Below are 19,891 nucleotides of genomic sequence, written 5' to 3'. Positions count from 1 at the left end.
ACCTTTGATTGCAGAATCGATATCTTAAATATAATATATACTGTAAATGAGAAATTTAATTTAGAGTGACGAATATGAATGCCAATATTTACATTTCTGGAGTTACCGCTTCACAAGTCAAGTTGGATAGACTAACAGCTACAGGGGAGGTGCTCCCGATAATGGCTAACGGTAAAACAACACGTTTGTATATTGACAGTCAAACTAGCTTAAATAACACATCTAACGCCAACCTGATCGAATATACTCTTAGAAGAGAAATGCCACTCATTTTCAAAATGCTTCAACTGTGGCCATCACCACAACAACGATTTGAATCGTTAATGGAACCATTAAGTAATGAATTGGGGCAATTTACCCAAACCGGCACGGCTAAACCTTCGATCAAAGGTTATTCGCTCAACAATACGGATACTATTCATATTTCGACATCGCCCCTAACAGATGGCCACGAGAATGTGATTTTTACAATTGAAAGTGAACTGATCAACAAGCAAGAGTTGTCCATGCTTGTTGAAAGTAAGAATCAATTAAGACATCAGTTTTTTAGCAGGTCGGCGTTTAAGTACTTTAGCTCAATAAGTTCTAGCGAAAATATAGAGAAGGTTAGAGGAAGCCTTGCCGCACTACATAATTACAAACCCACCCCATTGTCGCACTTAGCAACTTTTCCAGCAGAAATGTATCGAACAGAGAAAGGGTTAGAGAAGATCGTTATCAATGCTGTTCGTAACATCGAAGGTCTAAACTCAATTACAGACCTTGATACGATTGTTTTACGGTCAGCTTCGCACATCACTAAGATGAAAGCTCACTTCCCAAATCTGAGTCATACGCTAGATAACCTGTCTAAATTAAAATCGTATTTGAACAGTGATCAAAGGAGCGTACTGCAATTAAATATTGAACTTGAAGTCAACCACCTACGAGCATTCACAAAAGATGCATTCAGCCTGACTCACTACAACAAATCCCTATTCGATGTGGTAGTCACTAATAACGGAATGATAAAAGTCAGACCTGACGACTGGGCTTCATACACCAATTCATCAATGGTCAAATCTATCGAAAACTCATTCTTTGATAGCTTACTCCCTGAAGATGCAGGTCGAATAGATAGAAATCCGATGAATAAAATTACCAATGCAACAATGCTTATCGGTAACGTCAACATACAACGCATTCCTATTACCGCTATTGCGCCAAGAATGAAGTTCCCTAGCGACTCCATTCATGCATTGGAGAAAGAATGGAAAATGCCATCGAGTCCCATGTTTGTTGGTGGTTCAACAAGCTTACATTCAACTACTATCGATGATGCCGTAATATTTAAAGGGTTCTTTGAAGGTATCCCTCATATCGATAAAGAAAACTTCAAGAGTGACATGGTTAATCTTATGCAAGGAGAGAAAAGCGCGAAACTTTCAGGGGCTCAATTTAAATTACCGATAACTCTTTATGAAAAAAATGGTGAAAAACACATTGAAAGACAACGAGGTAACGATGGTTTTACTCACATTGCTAAAATGCCTATGCCGGATTTTGACCAGATCACACTTGCTGAATGGCTGGGGTTAACACTTCTTAAAGAGTCAGGCCTAAACGTAAGTAAATTTCAGATGGTGAGTTATGAAAATGAAATGGTGTCATACACAGGCGAAGAATCTTTGATTAATGAAAAGTCGATCAGCGAAGCGACGATAAACAACCAAAGCCTAGGAGATGACTTTGTGGATGAAACGGCCTTCTTTGATAATTTGCAGTCGAGTTTAACCACGGCTGTTAATCAGGTTACCGAGGTTATAGACAACTCGCAAAGCGTACCGTTTCTTATTTCGGAACGCTTTGATATTCCCTACGCTTCTGATGAAAACCCTCAAAAAACGATTTCATTAGATTTAGGTGCAGTCTGCATGACCACTTCATCCCAAAAATATGAACTCTCATTTGAAGACGTAGCTTCCAATGTTAAAAAGCGCTTCTCAGAAAAAGTTACCAATGAGGTCTTCAATGATATCTATAAGCAAATCATAGGTTCGTATTTACTTCATAATAATGATTTGCACCTAAAAAATATTACCGTTTTAGGTAACCAACAGGAAGATGGCACGTATGCATATAAAGTGAGCCCAATTTATGATGTGATACTAACGCCGCTAGTCATTACCGGTAACTTAAACGTAGAAACTCAAAAAGGTATTTACCGTTCAGCATTGTCCATAAATGGCACTCACTTTCCGAGCAAGATGGATATTGTTGAACTCGCTACGGGCCACTTTAATATACCAAAAGAGAGAGCATTGTCTGTGTTCGATGAAGTGATGAATAATATGAATGTAGCCGTCAAGAAGATGGTGAAAAATATTCCTGTAGAAATCAAAACGAGAGGACGCTGGTGTGACTGTATAGAAACGGGTCTAGCGATAGTTGAGCGAAACTTAAAACACATAAAAGAGCATGGGATCGCATATGGAGCAGCTCCTGAAACATCTGATGAGAGTATCAAGGAAATGAAAAGTGCAACGAATATAATGCCACAACTGTACTAAGTTTCGAACCAGTGGTAGGGGGATTGGCTTTTGATTGCAGGCATACATCATTCGTATTGATCACTACCTAGCAATCCTTCAATTTTCTCAACTTCCTCGCTTGGAATAATTGCGATCTTAGCATAACCATTCGCTTTCTTACCATAACTCCTAGAAGCTCTCATTACATCTGTATGTCCCATTTGGTCTGCAAGTTCTCGATTGCAGCCTGGGTTCATTGCTCGATGGTTAGCGGCATACTGAGTGCGGCCTACAGATAAAGATAGAGAATAGCCAAGATGTTTATTCGATAGAGCGAAAAGCTTTTGTCTAATACCTTCATAAAAGGCTTCGTAGCCACCAGCCGTAATAATTCGACCACTTTCTATAATAAACTTTTCTAACATTAACATATCCAATAATGAAAGATGACTTAAGTTGATACTTCGAGTCGTCGCCATTAAGCCAGATTGAATCATTTTTTTTGATTGATCACTTTTTATAGTATTGAGAACGTCAAGGGTAGGGGAATCTCCATCATAATTGATTTCCGCTCCATCAAGTTCATTGGGACGGATGTTGGTTAATATTCCAACTTCAAGCCACTGAACGGCCATTCTTTCTATATGAGACTTGGCTGCCATTCTCAACTTATAGATGTCATTCGAAAATATTCGTTCTGATTTTTCATTTTTTTTTGAAACCACTTCATCGACTTTCACAAGAGAAATATCAGCGAGTAAGTTACGCAAAAATGTAGCAGGGGCAAGATCATTAGAAAGAGCAGTGTTTAGGACGTTATTGAGACTGATACGGTAACGCTTCCAAGTTGAGGATTTAACATTAACTGCATGATTTTTAAGGGTGTATGTAATAATTTCACGCCAAATTGCTAATGAGGTTGAATTAAATCCCACCTCCTTACTGAACCCAGTAAGGATCGCATTTAGCCTTTCTAAATTGTAATTACTCATGGGTTTTATGAAATACCCACCATCAAATGAAGTCACTTCTCCCTTGTCTACAAACGCCGTAATTATTGGGCATGTTTTAAATTCGTTAGTGTCACCCATGATTAGTCGCCTTGATACAATTGAACTTGCCGATTAAGTTATATAATATAAACGCATATTTTGGTAATTGGAACGGTGAAATGAGAAGGATTCTTCAGGTTTTAATATTCTCAATGGTAATGTCTGGTTGTCAGTCTACATCTGTGAGTGGTAACAGTGATGATAAAGCATACATTTCAAAAGAACTTGAAACGACACTCGCAGTATTGGCAGAAAAAGCCGTGGCCTCGAAGAAGATTGCTCAAGCTCATACAGTAGCTATGGCCCGACTAAACCCTCAAGCTAAGAAATACACGCCAAATCTCAATGTACCTGAAGGTTTGGAACGAATCATACCGATGAATGCGTTCTACGGGAAAGCAGAAGAACCACTCCAACTAATAGCCCAATTAACAGATTACGAATACAAAGAATTTGGAGCTAAAAATAACACAGAAACCCTCTGGGTGAAGCTTCAAGCTAACTCACGCAGTGCGATTGACATAGTTGATGATATCTCAAATCAAATCGACAACAGAGGTGTTGATGTTCATGTTTGGGAAACGCCCAACGAACATAAGAAAGGCGTGATAATGATAAATTATGGTGGTGGGTTGTGATAAAAGCGATATTGATGTGTGGAGCTTTGTTGACCACCGGACTTCCAATAGCTCAAGCACAGACCAATCCTAAAATTTACGATTACTTTAAAAATCTACGTCGTGGAGATTCACTCCAAACAGCAGAATCAAACAATTGGATAATTGACAAGACAGACCAGCTAGACATCATCTCACGAAGCATGGCTTTAGAAGCAAAAAGCTATGGGGTGGAAGCCGGCATTGTATATGCAGAGTCTCAAATTAAAAAAATTCTAGAAGACAGCTCAAAATATCTAGATGATATCTATGATCTATCTCCGTATTTAATGACATACAAGAGTTACCTTGTAATGCCAGCGATTGTAACGGAAATTGATGGTAGAAAAACATACCTGGATAATACGAAAACTGCTTTTACATACGCTGATAAAACTTACTATATCCAATCTTACCCCTATTTTATTGATTCGCCTCCATCATGGCGAGATTACGTTCGCTTTAATGGAAAATCTCCTACCATTCGCAGCCAAAAGCTACTACCCGAAACCAGTGATGAAATCGAAGTCTGGGAAGAAGAGTTTCATAGCGGCTGGGATGATGGTATCCAAATTGCCATTCAGAACGCAAAGTATCAGCTGACACGCGGCTTATATGATGTACAAGGTGTTATCACTTACGTAATGCTTAGAGATTCAGGTTTAATATCAGCTCCTATTTACCATGAAAGTTCACTTCCTGTATCTGGCACAAAAGATAAATTAGAGTTGTTTGGTGGTTCTATTTCCATTCAAGTAGAGCCACGCATGATTCATGACCCAACCAATTGGCGAGCAATACCACAACTCCCACCACTTGATAATTTATTACCAAGATCTGTTTACGATTTGATCAATAGAATTAAATAGGTATTACCTTGGATCTCCTTAAAAAAGTTGGTTTGGATGTACAAAACACCAGTAACCTAATGCCGGAAGCTATATCTATTCCTTGGCAACTTGCACACGTACCCAAAAAACTACACGACCAAACAATTTACCAGGACGAAGGGTATTTAAGCATCGCTAAATTAGATCGAATAACCGGAAACGATATCGATGAGTTGATCCGTATTCTGCATCGTCACGGAGGTTACGCAGACCTGATCATCGCTAGTGATTCATTTATTCTTAGAAAGAAACACTCCGTTATAATGCCTCTGTTAAAACGTCCCATTTCACAAGCTGAAGTAAGTGAGATAACTGAGCATATGTTTAGCGCTGAAATGAGGTCATATGCGTTTGAACCCGGGCATGAAATAGACGATGCGTACGTGGTGGATGACCCAAGTAATGAAGAACTTCCGTTTCGAAATCGTGTCAATGTTTGCACCATGAATTCGATGAAAGGGCGAGGGTTAAAAATAACGCTACGAGATTTACCTGTAATACCGCCAAGTTACGAAGATCTTAATGTTCCTGAAATTATCAGAAAGAATGCAGCTCCGGTTCAAGGTTTAGTCGTCATTTGTGGTCAAACGGGTAGCGGTAAAACCACTCTATGCGCTTCTATCTTACGTGAAATGAAAGAAAACAATGAAGATCCTAGAGTGATATTAAGCTATGAAAGACCAATTGAATTTCAATTTGATGTTATTTCTGGCATCAATCCTATTTGGCAACACACCATTGGTGAATTTGGTGATTTCAAAACGTTTCATGAAGGGTTGAAAAATGCACTTCGTTGCTCACCGGAATCAATTTTTCTTGGTGAAAGTCGTGAAAAGGAAACATTCGAAACTTTACCAAAAATTTCAGAATCCGGTCATCACGGGCTAACTACTATGCACGCCAAATCCATTGCCAATATATTTACTCGAATCGGAAATGAAGTAGACCCTAGCCAGATGTACGGAATTATCCGACAAACTCTCCAGTACATGCATATGGGGGTTTACCAATGGTTAGCACCGACGGTCGATGGCAAAGTGACCCCTATACAGGAAATTCTCGTGTTTTCTGCTGAATTGAAAAATGAATTACTTTCTCTTCAGAATGAAGACTTAATTCAAGGCATTAACCTTGCCGTCGAAAAATATGGTCAGCCTTTCAAACAAAGTGCTAGTAAGGCGCTCAGCGAAGGTCTAATTACTAAAACAACGTACAACATGGCAGTTCTTTCCCACTAAAGGAGTTATGTAATGGGAACAGCACAAGAAGAAATGAATAAGCTGGGGTTCAAACCAGTTGAGGGCAACACGTACTGTGACAACACTAAATATGTTGGTTCGGTATTAATGATCCCATACCCACTTTTTTTGCTCATAGTGGTGCAATTGTTTTTTGTTTTGATCCCCGCTTCATTTGCAGCTTATATCTTCTTAGTCTGCATCGAACTGCTGGTTTGGATGTTATTTAAAAAAATGAACATCCCAATACTCAAAGCTTGGTTTTACTACCAGGAGCGAAAAAGAAACAAAAGAAGAGCGCTAACCATAAGAAAGCAAAGAATATGGACAGCATCTACTGGATTTGAACAAAAGTAGGGATATATGAAAAAAACATTATTGTTAACGATTGGCCTTGGAACTTCTCTATTAAGTTCGTACTTACAGGCTGCTTTACATATACATCAGGCACCTCCAGCTATAGCAAAAGAAGTGCAAATCAACCCAAACAAGCCAGAGTTGGGCTTGATAGAAGGAAGAGCAAGGTCACAGCGTTTAGAATCGGCACTGAAGAATATTACGCACAACAAAATGGACGTTGAGTTTGTTAATCCTGAACTGAAAGAAATGAAAATTAATTGGCGAGCAAATGGCGAACCAATGCAAATTATTTTAACCCAGCTATCAAGAGGGTACCAAGTCGACATATCGATCAATGAACCTAAAGAAACGGTCTACATTAATGTCGATACTGGGCAGTGTGATGCAGTAAGAGAGCGGAGCTTGTTAAAGACAAAGAAGATGTGGGAATCATTAAACCTATCTGAAGAACCTATTTTACCACCACGCCTGATTAGTCCTATAGGCCACTTTGGTCACGAATACCGCCTATGTTAAGCGTCAATCAATGTTTAACAATCGGATTATTATTGATTGTTACTCTTACTTTTAACAAAGCATATGGAATGGGGATTCGCTCGCTAATTTACGAGAAAGAATTGGAACAGCTCACACCATACATGAAGTGTGGTACGGATTCCGCCAAGAAGTACAAGATCCCCGAATGGATACTGTTAGCGGTTCTAAGGCAAGAAAGTGGGCCACTGCACGGCTACTTAGAAAACTCAAATGGGTCTAAAGACTACGGAGTAGGTTGTATTAACGACTTGCGAATTGAAGATTTTCATAGCGATGGCCTGACTATTGTAACGCCAGAGAAGTTAATGGAAGACCCATGCTTTTCAATTTACGCGACAGCATATTTAATAAAAAAAGAGTATTTAAAAGAACTACGAATTCAAGGTAAGCCAAACGAAAATATATGGCTGGTGGCCGCAGCGAACTATCATTACCACTACAAGGGTAATAATCCTCAACTACATGAAAAATATAAGAAAAGCATAAAGGGTCATTTGGGAAGATTTAGAAAGCACATGGCAAGGGCTAAAAAAATGGCAACAAAGCGGTAAATATCGTTAAAAAACACCTAAAAATAATATATAGTGTAAACCATTAATGCCTTTGTGTTTGTGGAGTCCTTTTTAAATGGAAATTACGAGAAAGCTTGTGACAGCTTTATTAATCGTCGCAAGTAGTGGTGCTTTAGCATCTACTATCCAGATGGAAAACCTCAACCGTGACCTAATGCGCGGGTGGGATGTAAAATTTACCGACTCAAAGTACCGCGATTTAAACATCCACTTCAATGAATCAAAAGTAAAACCTAGATGGAGTGAGATTATAGATGACGCAGGACTGCGTTATGGATTAGCGTATTTAGTGGATATGGAAAACGAGCAATTAATCATTACTCGCGCCAATGACGGAATTATCAATTCTGGTATTCATTACGTACAGCCTCGCATTTTAGAACAGCAAAATCGTTACAATTGGCACGATTTACTTGCACAAGCCAATCTTGAACTTTCACAGCATCAGTACGATATCGAATTCGAAGCTGACCTACGCAAAGCTGCAGAGGTAAAGGAGACTCGCAGAGAAATCGAATCAAGAGTTACTTGGAGCCGCAATTACCACAAAAATAAATATGACACTGAGGTTGCTAAGAATAACGAGCTGACGAATCGAATTATCGAACAGAACAAAAAATTGACCACTCAAAAGATAGCTAAGAATGATCAATTAACAAAAGATACTATCGCCAAAAACAATCAAACCCTACTTAACAGCCTGACTAAAAACGAACGAGATCACGCTCGCCGTATCGAGATCTTGAATAAACGTCAGATGCAAATCGATAAAGAACACAAAGCCAAAACCTCTGCCCTTGAAGAACAGAAACGAGCGGCTGAGATTAAAAAAGCAGAGTACACAGCTCTTATCGAACATACCGAGAAAAACGCTCAAGCCGCCGAACTTCAACAAAAGTATTTTCCAGACTCAAAGCGTTATGTACCAAGCGGTAAAGCGGCAACCTCAATTGCAAATTATCTCTTGAGGCATTGGGATTACCGATTAAATTGGTCAGATGAATTGGTTGTTGAAGATTCACTTAAGTCACTACGAATAAACCAACCTATTCGCTTTAGTGACTCCATTAAAGATGCTGATTTAAGACGTGATGTCTCGATTATAGCCTGCACTCTAACGAGAGATACCCCTCACTTAAGTTTCTATACAGAAATTGATCCAGACAGTCGTATTATTTTTATGCAACTTCACCAAACAAGTGAAGACCTACGACAGCAACTAATTAGCCAGTGCTACTAACAATAGGGAAGTTGAACACATGCTCAAACCTCTTTCGATACTTACATTATCCTTTTTAGGAAGCGTAATTTCTTCCAGCTCATTAGCACAGGTTGAGGAAATATCGTCGAAAATCGAACCTGTACAAAAAACTACGGCTGTTCCCGGCACGCTAGGTGCGCAAGAACATACAGCTAATTCTTCAAATTTTGAAGCGGGTGACGCAACTAAGAAACCTGGCATTTCCAGTGAAGAATACGACCGACTACAGTTCGCGAACTCCAAGCAATATAAATTTCACATGGATAATGAATACCCTGAATATTTGAAACTTACCACAACGCGAAGCATGCGACTCAAAGTGCTACCAAACGGGCAAATAAAATACACCCTGACCGCTGGTACACTGGAAGAAAATGTTAAACATTTACTTAGCCACACCGATAGAGGGATCTCTTATTTCCCTGAACAATTCCCTGCCTCAATTCGAATGTATAACTCGTTCGATATCAAGGGTGAAAACGTTCTAATGCTAATAGACCAAATGATTCGCCCTTGGGAAAGCAGTCATCAATTGTGGGTAAAAACACACATTAATAACGTTGTTGAATTTCGAATTAAAAACTAAGCAGGGTCCTCATGAATATTAAACATTTTTTACTAAGTGCTTTAACAATATCTATATTGTCGGGCTGCTCATCATATAACGAAATAGAGGAAACCCAATCGCGTGTCGAAGCGGAAGTTTCTAAAGAAATACGCCTTCTTGATAAACTCAGAAAAGACAAACCCCTCTATCGTAATGTAGTGATCTCTGATTCATTGTTTGTCTCTCCAATCAAAGAGAGTGAGCAGAAAAAACCGGTATGGTGGTTTGAACCAGTAAAAGGGCTTGTGGGCTCTGATATACCACTAAAAGACGCTTTAGGCATGGTGCTTATCAAGGACGCAAGCGGTGTTAACGTATCGCTGGGTCGCAATGTCGATAAGAATTTTAAAGTGTCATTCAAAGGCAAAACTATTGGTGACGCTATTGAATCAATTTCGGCCGCATCAGGCTATTCCTTCCAGATACCAAAACCGAACAAAATAATTTGGAGCATGTACGAAACTCGTACTTTCCAGATTGCAACTGGGCCTGGGCGTGATTACTTCGGTCAAGGTAAAGGTAAAGGGGAATCAAATACAGATGATGCGACGATCAACTCGAATACTGAATACGTGAATGCAGATGGTGAAATTGAGTCTCTGAAAAGTGTTTACGAAGAACTTCTAACATATTCAAGTTTCCGCACATCGGCAACTCTCACTAAAAATAGCGTTCAGGACATCGAAGATCTTCCCGACCTAGACAAAGATATCACACAAACTAGTAAAGCAGAGGATAAAGAAGCTGGGGAGATTGATGTAAAAGATATCCCTATCTACCTCAATCAAGCAACCTCGACGATAACGGTTAGAGATACCCCTGCTGTCTTAGATGAAATGCAAATTATTGTAGATGAACGTAATGACATGTTCAGAACGAATGTTTACGTAGAGATCGATATCATTGAAGTAAAAATGACGAATGAAGGTCAACAAGCATTTGATGTCGCGGCGGTTATTGCTGACCTTGGCGGTGTCGCTTTTAACAGTGGCGTGAAAGCGGGTAAAGCTGCAGCCCAAATCGGCCGAGCTTCCACATCACTTCCAACAAATATTATCTCTGCTGAACTAACTAGAGGTAAAGCTGCGGGCTCTAAACTATTAGCCGAAGCTCTTTCGTTTTACGGGAAAGTATCCAACAGAACAATGCCACGTCAGACAATGCAACCAAACACAGCATCTAAGTTAGCTGATTTTGAAAACATCTACTTCATCAAAGAGCGTAAATCGGAAAGCACGGCAAATGTAGGTACCGAAGGTTCTATAACGCAAGATAACTTGGATGTAGGTTTCTCACTTTATGTCATGCCTACCATATTTGAAGATGACGTAACAATGCGCATGGCTACCAATATAAGTTCTCTTGTTGAGCTTACTCGTAATGGTGATACGACAACACAGCAATCTGGAGAAACAGACACTAAGGCAAGCTACGTAGAATCTCCTCGAACATCCAAAAAAGATTTCTACTCTAAATTCACTGTCACACAAGGCGATACTCTTGTTCTTTCAGGGTTAAGTCGTGAAACAAAGTCTATACGACGTGGTAAAGGTGTGTCTGAACTCCTAGCAAGCAGTGAATATGGTAACAGTGAGCGTATTGAAACAATAATTACCGTTACACCATATATTTTCCGCCCACGCTCGTAAGGGTTAGCTATGTTTGCATTCTACGAAGAAATACTCACTTATAAACAATATAAGCACTTTGATTCCAAGCCTCTCGGGGCAGGGAAGATAAAGAATATGTGTACTGACGGATATATCCATTGCCACATAGAGAACCCTCAACACTGGCGTATTCTGCTAAAGAAGCCGACGAACAGTTACTACTCTAAAGAAAGTGGATTCATCCTACCTCAACTGATAAAAAAATCCGTGTTAGGTAAAGCAAAATTGAATCAAGGATTTTCTTATATAGAATTCCTTGGTAACACGGTCCAGGTAACCATTTTTGATTCGTCGGGTTTGTTAGCTTTTGATCAGTATTTCACTCTTGAAGACATTAATGACGCTATGTCAGCGTTTATCGAAATTGAAATGTCTCTACAAGCTGTCGATTATGAACTAATGCCGGTATACCTAGTTGATGGTAATGCCGTTCTAAATCGGTTTGTCTATGAAAATGCTGATAACAGCACAGTTTCAGACGCGACAAAAGGACTACTTTCTACAGCGAATGATGGCGAGTTAAAGCTTGATGGCAATGTAATCTCTTTTGGTGAGGCTAAATTGGATTTTGACGCGATTCATGATGAAGCCGATAACGATCCTTCAGAGAATAGGCCACCAGCAACCATTAAAAGTCACTTCGCCATATTAACCGATCTCTCTATAAATAAGACTCAGGATTTGTATGTTGACTTTGGGCTATTTTGCCGTACGAACGGTGCTAAATATAGCGTCAATCGAAGCATCCAAACCAAGTTTGTTTACTCACTTTGCGTGTTTGCTGCGTTTGGGGCGTATCAATTATTTTCATTCCATCAGCAACAGAAAATAATTGCTGAACAAGAAGCTCTTAAAGCCAATCAAGTTAAAATTGAATCACCTTGGCGTGCCTATAGAGAAGAAATAACAAAGAACAAAAACTTTCAACTTGAATACGGGTTGCAGAGAGTTTCTGCGATCCTTAAAGGGTTTAATTCGGCCAACACCAACTTCAATGGTCGAAGCCTTGGATGGGCTATCGCGGAGTTTGAAATGTCGAATAACTTAATTCAGCTATATCCAACATCTACAGGAGGCACAAACCAACGGTTGAACGAATTTTCCGACAGAATGAAGCTTAGACACTGGAACAGCGATAAAGGAACACAGATAGACGCTCTGTTTCAAGAAATGCCAATTAATGAAAGTGTGTATTTAACGTCAGTTACCGAAGAAAAAAATTACATACACGATGCAATGAATTGGATGTTTGATGATATTAAAATGTCCACTTCTAACTCATTAGTGAATGGGAACGGAAAAGGGCAATATTACGTACACCTCGTAAAGTTGGAATTCAATTGTTGGATGGCTGAAGACTTTCTGTATGCAAGCACACAATTCGCCAAACGCAATTACGCGCTTCATTCAGTATCAGCAATCAATCCGAAATTTATTAAGAGTGAACCTGTGGACCCATCCACCCAAGAGTCGTTTGGAAATGAAGAAACGTACATAACTTCAGAAGCAAAAGGTGGATGCGATTTTGGCTACACCGGGAATATATTAATCAAAGTATTCGGCTCCAAATAAAGGAATAGAAGATGAAAAAAGAACAAAGCAAGTCGACTAAAAAAACCTCAAATAAGGTTGACTCAAGAAAGCGGAATGCAGCCTTAGTCTGTCTATTATTATTCCTTTGTTTTGTAGGATATCGAGTTGAAAGCGAGCTACAAATTTTTGGACTGAGCAGTGATTTTGCTTCTGTTAATTCAGAGGTCGAATCTGTATTTTCTAAAGCAGAACTTAACCCGAAAGTTCAGTCAGGGGTAAGTACGAACATACCGAAAAAACCGGTTACTAATCAACCTAAGCTAAATGAAGTACCAATTCTTACCGCTGTAGCTCACGACGATCTAGCCAATCTTCATTTATTAGCAAAACGAGTCAAAAGTGAAGATGAAGATGCAGCTACCTTATTTGGTATTCAAAGATTATCGATTCACGCGAAACGCTTACGAGCAATGGAGGTAAGCCTTCAAAAAGACATCAACAATGACAATTACCAAGCAGTAAAAGCAAGTGTTGATACTAAACGCTATCAAAATGGTGAGGTTACCAATAATGGTAACGCAGAAAAAACATTAAATCCAAGCAATAGCGGCTCGCTAAGCGACTACACAAATAATGGCGACCTAGACTTGTCAGACTCTAACGGCTTCAGAATTGAATCCGTAACTGAAGCTGAAGTGTTGGGCTTTTCTGATTTAAGAGTTAAAAGCATCATCGATCAATATATTTATATTACTGTTGGTGGGGAACCTTATAAAAACGTCAAAGTCGGACATACTTTTGCAGGACGATTTATGCTGATGTCTATAGACCATGATGAGCGCTGCGTTATGGTACGAGATGGCCAATTTGAGCAATTGGACTCACCTGAATTAGCAAAACTTTGTTGGAATTAAGAGGGAATATACATGACAGATACAAGTTCCAAAGTAGAGAAATTGCCAGCTGTGTTCAATGAATATATAGATCCATTGTCTAATGATATCCCAGTCGAAGAAGCAATTAGTTTTGACCAATTTGAAGCCATCAATAACTTAGAACCAGACGCCGAAGAAGCATTAATCACTGAGTCTAAAGACTGGTTAATAGAACCTAACGCTGCAGAAAAGACAATTTCCAATTTGGGACCCGAACAGCAACCTATTGACACCCGAATGCTTGAACTAAAAAGCAAACTTGAAACAACCTATGCCTTATCGGATATTGATATGGCAAAGTACTTGACTTTTGCTGCGGATGAAATTCCGATTATACCGCTTAGATCAGCCGTGCTAGTTATGACGAAAGAAAGCCTTAAGCTGCACAATGACATTGCACGAAAATTAAAACTTGAATTAATCGAAAGTGGCCAAACTAAAGCAAAATTTAAAATTGTTACACAGGAAGACTTTGATGCGTTAATGACAACGGCAGAAGAAAGCAAGGCCATTCATAGCGTCAATCGAAACTCTGAAGAAACTACAGCTGTTGCAAAGCGTGAATTCGAAAAAATAGTACAAAAAGGTTATGACGTAAACGCAAGTGATATTCAATTTGTACTCGGTCATGATCTTGTCGTGAATTATATTGTCGATAAGCGGGTACGATCAAATTTGCGTATTGTTAAAGGACAAGAGATGGGTGATCGCCTGATTTCACAAGCGATCAATACCAATAAGGGCGGCGGTGATATTAACTATGACTCACCTCAATCTATCCCTTTTAAAGCAAATGTGAAAGATAAAGACAACCATACAAAGCGAATCCAACTCCGTGCTGAAAAAGTGCCTATTGTTATAGATGGCGTCGAGAATGCTTTAGGTCTAGTAATTCGAATGGTAAAAACTGAAACACCGTTGACGCTAGACCAGCTGAATGCAGACGCACCAGTAAAATCCGCGTTCAAAAAAGCTTTCAACAAACCTCAAGGTATGACTCTGGTTACTGGGCCGACCTCTTCAGGCAAAACCACTTTATTAGGTGGAGCTCTATATTACTTCCCGCAAGATTTAACCGCACGAACTCTAGAAGATCCTGTGGAATTGAAACTCAACGAAATTAACCCAAACATAATGCAGATGAGCCAACCTAAAGAGAAGTGGGATGAATTCCTATCCTCTATTTTACGTTTGGCACCAAAGCTCATCATGCTTGGTGAAACACGTACATTAATGCAAGCTGAAACATTAATACAAGCCACAATGACTGGTCACATTACCGTATCAACGTTACACACCAATTCTGCCATTGGAATCATAGATCGATTGTTGGATATTGGTGTACCTCTCGAAGATTTAACAACACCGAAGTTATTGGAATTACTGGTAGCTACTCGATTGGCCCCCAAAACTTGCCAGAAATGTGCGCTTGTATTCGAGGAAATATCCGCTGAACGTCAAGCAATCGTCAAGCAAGTGATGGGCGATCTTAAAGACTATAGCCAGCTCCGATTTGCCAACATTGAGCAAACGCCATGTTTGGCAAGCCAACAGCCGAAAGCTTGTGTTTGCACTAATGGTGTAAAAGGCATGGTGGGGATCACTGAGTTCATCAAGCCGACTCTTGCAATGACAGATTTCATTCGTAAAAACAAAACGACAGGGTTGGAAACATGGTTACGAGAGAGAGGCTGGGTATCAATGAAAGATGTAGCAATTTTTAAAGCCAAAAAGGGTGAAATCGATATTTTCATGGCGGCAAGTGAAATTGATGGGCTATTGGAAGAAGAAGAATATGATCCTCACTTCCACGACATCTATTCTTACTATTCTTGAGGTGAAGCATGTTAGATAAATTCGAATCCTGGTTAGACGGTGATTTTAAGGCAAAGAAAATCCCTGCGGCATTGTCGATAACTAGCGTGCTCACTTTACGCGAAGCTTTCTCAATTAGGCGCGGTTTTTCACAAAAGCAGCAAGCACAGTTTTTAATGCATTTTCTTTCTATCCAAGGACAGAAAGATAAAAAAGAGAACGTAGAAGTTTTGACCATCATGAACAGGTTGTATCAAGATTCAGATGCGATAGGGGTAGCACGACTTATAGCAGTATCGAAATTATTACTGGAAAGAACTAAAGAGGGGTTACAACTACATAGAGCGATGGCTGATATCTTTTCATCTAGCTTTACTATGATCATTAGAGCGGCTGCATCTACATCACAATCGGAGTCAGCTGACGCCCAAGAAAACCTTAATATTGCAATTAAACAAGCGACGTTTAGTGCGATAGAAGTAGCTAAGGTTCAGCGCAGTGTTAGATTTAAAATGGTAGCTTCCATTTTAAGCCTATGGGGTTCAATGGTGGCAGCAAAAAAAGGTTCAGAATATTACCTTGCTCTAAAGGCGGAAAATCCAGAAATCGACCGATTCATCGACATTCCACACAATGTATATCTCTTAGGGAATTTTGTGGTTGATTATTCCTATTTGTCACTTGCCATAATCATTAGTGCCTACTTAACGATCCGCTGGTTAAATGAAAACTGGGTTAATGAGAAACGAATGGAGTGGGACCAGTTCTTTCCTCCATTCATTATTTACAAATACATTTCCGGTTTGAACGTGTTTTCAGGTTTAACACTTCTGATTAGTTACGTTCAATATGAATCCAGTGATGCGATAAAAGTCTTGGGAGCAGCGGCAACCAAGTACGAACGCTACCACCTCCAACTTATGAGTGACAGACTCTCTGAGGGTAGAAGAGGTACCGAACAACTTGATACTGGTTTATTACCTAAACAATTAAGACTTACCCTTCAAATTGCAGGTGAAGGCGGGGCAACGGGTGTTCGAGAAGCGTTAGAGGTAGTTAACGCAGGTGGACGCAGTTTAATTCTGAAAGCGTTGAGTTATACGTCAACTTTTATACTGGTTGTGTGTGCATTTATTTCGGGGTTGACAGCTTTGATGGTAGGAGCAGCATCAGCTTTTTTATTTCAAGCAAGCCTTGGGATTTAATGGTAATCGAGTTGAGTAATGAATTTAAATCAAGTAAAGTTGCTCTTGGTTTATAATTAGTAGTTTAAATGAGTTTTAGGTTTATTGAGGATCAATTTATGAATGTTAGTTTTCGAAATGTAAACATGAAAAAGAAACAAGGCGGCTTTATGGGCTTTGGGATTTTGGAGTACACAGTAATCGTTGTCGGGGTATTGGGCCTAGCGACTTTGTTCTTTTTACCAGCCATTAAATCCATGAATGAACAGTCCGAAGCAACAGAAATCATTGCTGGACTGAATACTATCAATGAAGCTGCGTTTAAATCGAAGTATGGACGAGTATCAGATTTTACAGGCATAAAGTTTGCAGATTTAACCAATTTATTACCTGAAGGTTTTTCTCAAAGAGCGGCAAATGGTCAGAACTATGGTATAGACGTTGCTACTGATACAACGAAGTTCAATACAACGATTTCTATCCCTAATGTACGTATCCTTGAACGTGTTAAGTCTTCCTTTAAACCACATCAATTCACGGTATCAGGCACTACATTCTCGATGGAAGGGCCATAAACTATGGCATATGGGGCGAACCGTAATTTAATGTTGAGATCACGACAAAGAGGATTTATCACTTCTTTGTTTTTTGCGGCCGCCCTAGCTTCATTGACCGTTATCTTGTCAATGTGGCTTGAAGTTGAAAAGCGTAAAATTTTCGCTAAGCAATACAAATCCATTGTTAATTCACAAGAGCATTTATTTAAAGGACTAGACCAATACTTTCAAATAGCATGCTCTAAAAACGGAATAGTGCCACCAACATCGGTAGCAAAATTAACCTCAACAGGGTTTATCGATGAAGGCATGAATTACAATCCCCATAATTACAATTACATCATTACTATCCGACGCCCTACCGTGTCATTCGAAGCCAATTCAAATAGAGCTATAGCTGACGGACGAACATTGTTTTCAATAGTAGCCCAAGTGCCAGATGCGAAACAAAGGTCGGAATTAGTCTACAACTACCGTAAAACAAATTTAGAATACTCTGTAAGCGGCAATGCCGTTACCGTGAGTCGTCATTATATCGCCGCAGAGGGCAATGACGCAGATAGCATGTTGTATGATGGCATGATCGTTGGCAATAATGGTGGGTCATTTGTTTGTATTTAATTCATTTTACTTTTATTTCCATTCTGGAAAATAGACTCTCTAAACGCCCAATCGACGATAACTCATGTGATATAAAGACCTCTCAATAATCATTAGAGGTCGCCCATGTCCATTTACCTACAAAATCATGAAAATGTTGCCACTTTGGAAGTCATCAAGAAATCCATCCCAACAAAAGTAACAAGCTTCTATCACAACATAGTTAATAATGACCTTGGCATCATTGTTGACCTATCCACCAACTTTGATTCAGATATGACAAGCGTTACGAATGTGGCAGATGAAGTGGTTAGAGCTTTTAGTGCGATGTATGATGGGTTGCCGTCAAAATTAGCATACAGGGACAGTGAACTAGCTTGGGCGATGCTTAACCATGATGGTACTAAATTTACGGGCTTTTCAACCATAACACCGGGTAAAGACTACAAAGGCTTATCTGTCGATGATTTCTCCGCCATTATGCAGTCTCAAGTTCACTAATTTTTCACTTAGTAGACATGTCGTTTAACCATCAGTAATTAAAAGCTAATTCGAACTATTCTGAAAAATACTATATAGTTTAAAGTAAGTATAATTTAAGGTGTTTTCAGTGTGAATAACAAACCGAACTTAAAACTCGCGCCGCTGTATTCACAGCTGCAAATCATAGACTGTTTTGTTTCAAAGAAAGGTGTGGAGCAAATTAATCTGGTTCAATCAATGATGGGTCCCGCATTTTCAACCATGAGTGATACCCCAATAGCGGAGTTGATCATTGAGTTAGATCCTAGCCTAGATATTCCGGCTTATCATCACGCGCTCTCTAAAATAGAAGCGTGTGCAGTGACTAGCAATCAGTTGCATGATATCACCAAGTCCACTATTCGATGCAGTAAAGAGAAAAACCACCTGTACTCATCAAATAGTAAGCAATTCAACAGTGTAGTTACCTCACACTTCAATGCAGCTATTTCTCATTCAGTCGACAGTAACTTAAGAGATTTAACGGATCAGCGACAATCAAATGCTCAAGCCGATGCAGAACGAGCACATCATCAATTTTCATCTATGAACATGGAAAGAGATTAAAAGGGCAGGTTAAATGAAGTCAATTGAAAATTTACTGAGCGAATCTGCAGAGTGCCGGAATAAGCTAACATTATTATCTGAAGAGATACATATCAAAATCGTACCCTTGAGACAGTTCAATATAATTGGGCTCAATATAATCACGGACCACCTGCAGTTAACTATTGGCTTATTGGAAATCGAGCAAGCACTTAACGGCCATCAACAGTTAAAGCCCATCACAAAGACAACGTTAATGATGGATCGCAAACGGCTTATTAAGCTTGCTAACCATACCATCCAGACTTCGAGCGATTGGATGGTAAAAATATTTGAGAGGAAGTTATGAGTGAAAAATTCATTATTTTGAAGTTTAACTTCACTGGTTTGGAACACATTCAGGCCGAAGTCGACCATATTGAATTACAATTTGAAACTATGTTATCGCTAAGGGAATGTACCGCTTACTTCAAAGGCGATATTGCCGTCACCCCAGGGTTAGATATCGCTAATTACGATTGGACGCTGAATATAGATTCCATCATACCGGTATCAAACAATGGCCAAGGAAACCGAAAGGTTAACCTGGATACAGAAGGGTTAGAGTCATTACGTCGTGAACTCCTTTCGATCCGTTTGTCAGCTTTAACAAGCTTTGAAGTTTTAGATGAGATTTCAAAAAAATGTGAACGAGTATTCAGAGAAGCCAGCTTAAAACCTGCGTAAAATAAACTGGTTCTTAAGTATTTTTGGTTTTATTCATTATCCATTACTGGTTTACTTGTACTTGAAGTCTGGAAAAATCCAGACTTTAGCAGCTTGTTTTTGCCTCTACTTAGATGTATT

General features: G+C 39.4%; 20 protein-coding genes. 19 read left to right on the top strand and 1 reads right to left on the bottom strand.

The window, feature by feature from the left end:
- The first annotated feature begins 161 nt into the window (after window positions 1-161).
- Window positions 162-2,549 (top strand): HipA domain-containing protein, encoded by a 2,388-nt coding sequence (locus AB4653_RS00955; protein ID WP_157936393.1) that lies wholly within the window; start codon window positions 162-164, stop codon window positions 2,547-2,549.
- A gap of 47 nt (window positions 2,550-2,596) precedes the next feature.
- Here the strand turns inward: AB4653_RS00955 and AB4653_RS00950 are convergent, their stop codons facing one another.
- The gene (locus AB4653_RS00950; protein ID WP_102257453.1) at window positions 2,597-3,601 is read right to left on the bottom strand and encodes a hypothetical protein; all 1,005 of its coding nucleotides are present in this window, start codon (window positions 3,599-3,601) and stop codon (window positions 2,597-2,599) included.
- 26 nt (window positions 3,602-3,627) lie between these two features.
- Between AB4653_RS00950 and AB4653_RS00945 the strand changes: the two genes are divergently transcribed.
- The 18 genes from AB4653_RS00945 to AB4653_RS00860 all read left to right on the top strand — a co-directional run bounded on the left by AB4653_RS00945 (window position 3,628) and on the right by AB4653_RS00860 (window position 19,771).
- Complete coding sequence (locus AB4653_RS00945) at window positions 3,628-4,200, top strand: hypothetical protein (protein WP_372085647.1); 573 nt, start codon at window positions 3,628-3,630, stop codon at window positions 4,198-4,200.
- On the top strand, window positions 4,197-5,087 hold the full coding sequence (locus AB4653_RS00940; RefSeq protein ID WP_133151958.1) for a type IV secretory system conjugative DNA transfer family protein: 891 nt from the start codon (window positions 4,197-4,199) through the stop codon (window positions 5,085-5,087). The genes AB4653_RS00945 and AB4653_RS00940 overlap by 4 nt, the downstream gene beginning before the upstream one ends.
- Window positions 5,088-5,095: 8 nt before the next feature.
- Window positions 5,096-6,346, top strand: coding sequence for an ATPase, T2SS/T4P/T4SS family (locus AB4653_RS00935; RefSeq protein WP_102257456.1), 1,251 nt, complete (start codon window positions 5,096-5,098; stop codon window positions 6,344-6,346).
- Between the two features lie 12 nt (window positions 6,347-6,358).
- Window positions 6,359-6,703, top strand: coding sequence for a hypothetical protein (locus AB4653_RS00930; RefSeq protein ID WP_102257457.1), 345 nt, complete (start codon window positions 6,359-6,361; stop codon window positions 6,701-6,703).
- Between the two features lie 6 nt (window positions 6,704-6,709).
- A complete protein-coding gene (locus AB4653_RS00925) occupies window positions 6,710-7,222 on the top strand; it encodes a hypothetical protein (RefSeq protein WP_102257458.1) in 513 nt (170 codons plus the stop codon).
- Complete coding sequence (locus AB4653_RS00920; RefSeq protein ID WP_102257459.1) at window positions 7,216-7,794, top strand: hypothetical protein; 579 nt, start codon at window positions 7,216-7,218, stop codon at window positions 7,792-7,794. The genes AB4653_RS00925 and AB4653_RS00920 overlap by 7 nt, the downstream gene beginning before the upstream one ends.
- 97 nt (window positions 7,795-7,891) lie before the next feature.
- Complete coding sequence (locus AB4653_RS00915; protein WP_372085644.1) at window positions 7,892-9,055, top strand: hypothetical protein; 1,164 nt, start codon at window positions 7,892-7,894, stop codon at window positions 9,053-9,055.
- Between the two features lie 19 nt (window positions 9,056-9,074).
- Window positions 9,075-9,662, top strand: a complete 588-nt coding sequence (locus tag AB4653_RS00910) for a hypothetical protein (RefSeq protein WP_102257461.1) — start codon at window positions 9,075-9,077, stop codon at window positions 9,660-9,662.
- A gap of 11 nt (window positions 9,663-9,673) precedes the next feature.
- Entirely contained in the window at window positions 9,674-11,332 is a 1,659-nt protein-coding gene (locus AB4653_RS00905; protein WP_102257462.1) for a hypothetical protein, read from the top strand.
- A 228-nt stretch (window positions 11,333-11,560) separates the two neighbouring features.
- On the top strand, window positions 11,561-12,925 hold the full coding sequence (locus tag AB4653_RS00900; RefSeq protein WP_133151959.1) for a hypothetical protein: 1,365 nt from the start codon (window positions 11,561-11,563) through the stop codon (window positions 12,923-12,925).
- A gap of 11 nt (window positions 12,926-12,936) precedes the next feature.
- On the top strand, window positions 12,937-13,800 hold the full coding sequence (locus AB4653_RS00895; protein WP_102257464.1) for a hypothetical protein: 864 nt from the start codon (window positions 12,937-12,939) through the stop codon (window positions 13,798-13,800).
- A gap of 12 nt (window positions 13,801-13,812) precedes the next feature.
- The gene (locus tag AB4653_RS00890) at window positions 13,813-15,657 is read left to right on the top strand and encodes a GspE/PulE family protein (protein ID WP_102257465.1); all 1,845 of its coding nucleotides are present in this window, start codon (window positions 13,813-13,815) and stop codon (window positions 15,655-15,657) included.
- 8 nt (window positions 15,658-15,665) lie between these two features.
- The gene (locus AB4653_RS00885; protein ID WP_102257466.1) at window positions 15,666-16,841 is read left to right on the top strand and encodes a hypothetical protein; all 1,176 of its coding nucleotides are present in this window, start codon (window positions 15,666-15,668) and stop codon (window positions 16,839-16,841) included.
- Between the two features lie 125 nt (window positions 16,842-16,966).
- On the top strand, window positions 16,967-17,395 hold the full coding sequence (locus AB4653_RS00880; protein WP_133151960.1) for a hypothetical protein: 429 nt from the start codon (window positions 16,967-16,969) through the stop codon (window positions 17,393-17,395).
- A gap of 3 nt (window positions 17,396-17,398) precedes the next feature.
- Window positions 17,399-17,998 carry a hypothetical protein gene (locus AB4653_RS00875; RefSeq protein ID WP_102257468.1) on the top strand — a complete coding sequence of 200 codons (600 nt, stop codon included), beginning with the start codon at window positions 17,399-17,401 and terminating at the stop codon, window positions 17,996-17,998.
- A gap of 105 nt (window positions 17,999-18,103) precedes the next feature.
- Entirely contained in the window at window positions 18,104-18,478 is a 375-nt protein-coding gene (locus AB4653_RS00870; RefSeq protein WP_102257469.1) for a hypothetical protein, read from the top strand.
- A 111-nt stretch (window positions 18,479-18,589) separates the two neighbouring features.
- Window positions 18,590-19,066, top strand: coding sequence for a hypothetical protein (locus AB4653_RS00865; RefSeq protein ID WP_102257470.1), 477 nt, complete (start codon window positions 18,590-18,592; stop codon window positions 19,064-19,066).
- Between the two features lie 324 nt (window positions 19,067-19,390).
- Window positions 19,391-19,771, top strand: a complete 381-nt coding sequence (locus tag AB4653_RS00860; protein ID WP_102257472.1) for a hypothetical protein — start codon at window positions 19,391-19,393, stop codon at window positions 19,769-19,771.
- The last annotated feature ends 120 nt before the right edge of the window (window positions 19,772-19,891 follow it).

Source organism: Vibrio sp. 10N.222.48.A3, from assembly GCF_041475345.1.
GTDB classification, from domain to species: Bacteria; Pseudomonadota; Gammaproteobacteria; order Enterobacterales; family Vibrionaceae; genus Vibrio; species Vibrio tasmaniensis_A.
The sequence above is the reverse complement of the archived record's forward strand: the minus strand, read 5'-3'. Positions and strand labels throughout refer to the sequence as shown.